We start from the raw sequence: 5163 nt of genomic DNA on the forward strand, positions 1-5163 counted from the left end.
GGGCATGTTGATCGCAGCGCGGGCGCTTCAAGGTGTCGGCGCAGCCGTGGCGTCGCCCACTGCCTTCGCCCTTGTTGCCACGACTTTCGCCGCGGGTCCGGCTCGTAATCAGGCCATCGCAATTTTTGCCGCCATGACGGGCGTCGGATCGATCGCCGGTCTGATCATCGGCGGCGCATTGACCGAGGTGTCGTGGCGTCTGATCTTCCTCATCAACGTCCCGATCGGCATCGCGCTCGTCGGCATGGCGTTCCGCGCCCTTCGCGAGACGAATCAGACGCGTCTGGCTTTGGATGTCCCCGGCGCGATCCTCGCGACCCTCGGTTGTACCGGTGTTGTTTTTGCTCTCACCGAAGGCCCGGAAATGGGATGGGGGAGCATCGCCGTCATCGGTGCATTGGCGGCCGGATTGGTCGCCCTCGCCGCCTTCCTCTTTGTCGAGCGAACTGCAGACAACCCGCTCTTGCCCTTCTCGTTGTTCGCCGATCGCAACCGTGTCGCGACGTTCCTCGCCATCTTCTTCGTCGGTGGCGCGATGTTCAGCATGACGGCCTTCGTCGCACTGTTCGTGCAGGACATCATGCAGTATTCGCCGTTGCGTGCCGGTATCGCGTTCATTCCGTTCGCGTTCGGATTGGGCGCCGCCGCGTCGGTTGCTTCCAAGCTCGCCGTGAAGGTTCAACCCCGCTGGCTGGTCCTCACCGGCGTCGTGATCATGATCGTCGGACTCCTCTACGGCTCTACTCTCGATTCCGACTCCACCTACCTGGCCAACTTGTTCGTGCCCGTGATCGGGATCGGATTCGGTATCGGCCTCGCGATGGTGCCCTTGCCACTGTGCGCGATCGCCGGTGTCCCGGAGACCGAGATCGGCCCGCTGACCGCAATCTCCCAAGTTGCCCAGACGCTCGGTGGACCATTGGCGCTGTCGGTGATCGGTGCAATGGCGACGTCCAAGACGCTCTCGCTCGGCGGCACTTCGGGCAAGGCAGCGGACATGAATCCGGCGCAATTGATCGCACTCGGAGAGGGGTACACCTTCGCACTTGTGGGCTGCGCGGTCTGCGCCGTGTTCGCCGGTATCGCGGCGCTGTGCATCAGGTTCACACCTTCTCAGGTAGCCCAGGCTCAGGCTGCGGAGAAGGCAGCTCAGGGAATCGCCTGATCAGTCCTGTTTTTCCGCTTCGCTAGCCGATACGATCGTTGCAGGACGTGCCGAGAGTCTCGACGGATCGGGGTGCCGTGATGCGGATCGCGGACATATTGCGAAACAAGGGCAACAGCATCGTCACGATCGACGCCCACACGACGGTCAACGGGCTGCTGTGCGATCTTGCCCGCCACAACATCGGAGCCATGGTGGTGGTCGACGACGATGCGGTGGTCGGCATCATTTCCGAACGCGATGTCGTTCGACGCCTGCACGAGCGTGGCCCGGACCTTCTCGGGATCCAGGTTTCCGAGGTCATGACCGCTCTGATGTACACGTGCGTTCCGGCAGACGCAGTGGACAGCATTGCCGCGATCATGACCGAGCGTCGAATCCGGCATCTGCCGGTGATCGAGGACGGCAACCTCCTCGGCATCGTCAGTATCGGTGACGTGGTGAAGAGCCGCATCGACGAGCTCAAGAGCGAACGCGATCAGCTCGAGTCGTACATCGATCAGGGCTGATCGATAGGTTGTCGCACGGTGACTACTCTCGTGTGATGGCCGCATTCCAGGAATCCACAGCAGACACGGTCACCATCGTGGCCGGCCTCGAGAGCACGTTCGCCGACGAACTCGGCGCTCTGACGGTGCCGTGGCAAGGTGCTGCCGCCCCTGACCCGCAGTTGCTCGTGGTGAACGAGCAGCTGGCTGCGTCGTTGAGATTGGACGTAGCAGCGCTGCGAAGTGTGGACGGGATCGGCGTCCTGTCCGGGTCGACGGTGCCGGACGGGGCCACACCGGTGGCGATGGCGTATGCGGGTCATCAGTTCGGTGGGTATGCACCAATTCTCGGAGACGGTCGGGCGTTGTTACTCGGCGAACTCGTCAGCAGTGCCGGGCAGCGAGTGGACTTGCATCTGAAAGGCTCCGGGCGCACACCGTTCTCTCGGGGCGGCGACGGGTATGCGGTCATAGGGCCGATGCTGCGCGAATATCTCGTCAGCGAGGCGATGAATGCCCTCGGTGTACCCACTACGCGCGCGCTGTCGGTGGTGGCGACGGGCCGAGACGTTCGCCGCAACGGCGCAGAACCCGGTGCCGTGCTTGCACGGATCGCGTCGAGTCACCTACGCGTTGGGACCTTCGAGTTCGCGGCCCGGCAGGGCGAGGTCTTGCAGCCGCTCACCGACTACGCGATCGCCCGGCACTACCCGGAGCTGACCGAACTTCCGTCAACGGGTACACACAATCGCTATCTGAGGTTCCTCGAGGCGGTCGTCGAGGCGCAGGCGTCACTGGTGGCGAGGTGGATGCTCATCGGTTTCGTGCACGGGGTCATGAACACCGACAACACCACAATTTCGGGAGAGACCATCGATTACGGTCCGTGCGCCTTCCTCGACGCATTCGATCCGGCGGCAGTGTTCAGCTCGATCGACCACGGGGGCCGCTATGCGTTCGGCAATCAGCCCGCTGTACTGAAGTGGAATCTGGCGCGCTTGGCAGAAACACTGTTGCCGCTGATCGATTCCGCACCCGACAATGCGATTTCCGCGGCGTCGGCAGTTCTCGAGACCTTCGACGAGCGCTACGAGGGACACTATGCGGCCGGTCTCGCGGCAAAGATCGGTCTGGCCCAGCCGTTTGTCGATCGGGCGCTCGTCGACGATCTGCTGACGTTGTTGGCGGAACACGGAGCTGATTGGACAGGCAGTTTCCGCGCACTCGCAGACGAATTGCGCGGAAATTCGGCGCCTCTCGACCAACTCGTGCCACGGGAGCACATCGCGCCCTGGTTGCAGCGGTGGCAGGGAGCCCTGACCGAAAACGGACAAGGGGCCGCGGAGACCGCGAGCGCGATGGATCGCGTCAACCCGCTGTACATTCCGCGTAATCATCGGCTCGACGCTGCCCTGCGCGCCGCGACCGACGGCGACCTCGCTCCATTCGAGAAGCTGCTGGAGGTTGTCACGCATCCATTCGACCGACGCGACGAGTGGGCTGACTACACCGAGGCGGCTCCGCGGTCTTTCAGCGAGACGTTCCAAACCTTCTGCGGCACTTGACAGACGAAGCCATCAATCCGTCAGGATGATCAGTTCACGCTCCGACGCGATTTCCACCCGCAGGCCGGCCTTCGACGCCACCCGCGCGACACCCTTGATGTCGGTCGGTTCGGCACGCGAGACCACCAGCGCACGGGCGAGCAGACCCTTGTGGTGCTTGTTGAAGTGACTGACGACAGTGCGGGTGCCGTCCGGCTTCTCGGTGAGGACCGTTGCGATCAGTGCGTCTGGAACAGGTCCGAGGTCTTGGTAGGTGCCGGACCGTAGATCGATGACAAGGCCGTCGGCTTCGGCCGCCAAGGCCTTCGGCAACTCCGGCTTCCACAGTGAGCGGAGCGTGCCCATCCCGGGCAGCTTGGACCCGCCGGAAAGGCGGTAGGCGGGGATCAGATCTCCCGCACGGACTGCACCGAACAGAGCGGAGCCGATCGCGATCCGATCGAGAGCCTTGGCCTTCTGGGCGCGGGTGAACGACTTTGCGTCGAGGGCGTCGAAGAGCACGCCGGTGTAGCGCTGCAGTGCGGGCCGCGTCGCGGACACCCACAGCTTGGCATTGCGCTCCACTTCGTCTGCTTGCGTCGGGCCGAGCCCGAGCGCTTCGCATGACGCCTCGACGTCAGCGGCCAGATCGACCAGCGTCTGAACCAGCAATTCGCGCGTTTCGGTCAACTGGGGCATCGACAGTTCGGCCAGATCGAGGGGCGCATCCTTGCCGCCGTCGGACTTGGTTTCTGAGGGAGGCAGCAGTACAAGCACGCTGTAACCGTACCGAGGCCCGCTCGGCCGACTGCGGCGACTATCCTTACACCTCGTGATTACCCGTCTGTCCCACCTGTTCCTGCGTACCCTGCGTGACGATCCCTCGGACGCCGAAGTTGCCAGCCACAAACTGCTGGTTCGTGCCGGCTACGTGCGTCGTATCGCTCCAGGCGTCTACTCGTGGTTGCCGCTGGGATTGCGGGTGCTGCGCGAGGTAGAGCGTGTCGTCCGTGAAGAAATGAATGCAATTGGCGGACAGGAAATCCTGCTGCCTGCGCTGCTCCCGCGCGATCCCTACGAAGCGTCGAACCGCTGGACCGAGTACGGCCCCAACCTGTTCCGCCTCAAGGACCGCAAGGGCAACGACTACATGCTCGGCCCGACCCACGAGGAGCTCTTTGCTCTGACGGTCAAGGGTGAGTACAACTCCTACAAGGACTTCCCGGTCACCCTGTACCAGGTGCAGACCAAGTACCGCGACGAAGCGCGTCCGCGTGCCGGCATTCTGCGTGGCCGCGAGTTCCTCATGAAGGATTCCTACTCCTTCGACCTGACCGACGAAGGCCTGACGGAGTCGTACCAGGCGCATCGCGGCGCCTACGAGAAGATCTTCACGCGTCTGGGCGTCAAGTACGTCATCGTCTCGGCCACCTCCGGTGCGATGGGCGGCAGCGCGTCCGAGGAGTTCCTTGCCGAGAGCGAGATCGGCGAAGACACCTACGTCCGCTGCCTCGAATCCGGCTACGCCGCCAACGTCGAGGCCGTCAAGACTGTTGTTCCCGATTCGATTCCGTTCGACGGGCTGCCCGAAGCCAAGGTGTACGACACCGCGAACACACCCACCATCGACACCCTGGTGGACTGGGCGAACCGCGCTGATCTCGGCCGTACCGTCACCGCCGCCGACACTCTCAAGAACATCATGGTCAAGACCCGCCTGCCCGGCGGCGAGTGGGAACTGCTCGGTATCGGCATCCCCGGCGACCGTGAGGTCGACGAAAAGCGCCTCGAGGCTTCGCTGGAGCCGGCCGAGTTCGTGATGATCACCGAGACCGACTTCAAGAACAACCCGTTCCTGGCCAAGGGTTATATCGGCCCGAAGGCGCTGCAGGCCAACGGCGTTCGCTACCTTGTCGACCCGCGTGTCGTCGACGGCACCAGCTGGATCACCGGCGCCGACGAAGAC

The 5163-nt window shown here is 63.6% G+C and carries 5 protein-coding genes; 4 read left to right on the forward strand and 1 reads right to left on the reverse strand.

The annotated features are described in order from the left end of the window. The 3 genes from A2J01_RS11510 to A2J01_RS11520 form a co-directional block, all read left to right on the forward strand. Positions 1-1165, forward strand: a 1165-nt coding sequence (locus A2J01_RS11510) for an MFS transporter (RefSeq protein WP_064112728.1), incomplete at its 5' end; no start/stop codon positions are given. Between the two features lie 80 nt (positions 1166-1245). After that, positions 1246-1674 (forward strand): CBS domain-containing protein, encoded by a 429-nt coding sequence (locus tag A2J01_RS11515; protein WP_007735005.1) that lies wholly within the window; start codon positions 1246-1248, stop codon positions 1672-1674. Between the two features lie 35 nt (positions 1675-1709). Beyond that, positions 1710-3218, forward strand: coding sequence for a protein adenylyltransferase SelO (locus tag A2J01_RS11520; RefSeq protein WP_064112729.1), 1509 nt, complete (start codon positions 1710-1712; stop codon positions 3216-3218). Between the two features lie 12 nt (positions 3219-3230). On the opposite strand, the gene yaaA is transcribed toward A2J01_RS11520, so the two are convergent. Further along, positions 3231-3974: a peroxide stress protein YaaA gene (gene yaaA, locus A2J01_RS11525; protein WP_007735009.1), complete on the reverse strand. Its 744-nt coding sequence runs from the start codon at positions 3972-3974 to the stop codon at positions 3231-3233. 55 nt (positions 3975-4029) lie between these two features. Between yaaA and proS the strand changes: the two genes are divergently transcribed. Next, the coding region (gene proS, locus A2J01_RS11530; protein ID WP_064112730.1) for a proline--tRNA ligase at positions 4030-5163 on the forward strand (1134 nt) is incomplete at its 3' end.

Source organism: Rhodococcus sp. EPR-134, from assembly GCF_001647205.1.
Taxonomy (GTDB): Bacteria; Actinomycetota; Actinomycetes; order Mycobacteriales; family Mycobacteriaceae; genus Rhodococcus_F; species Rhodococcus_F qingshengii.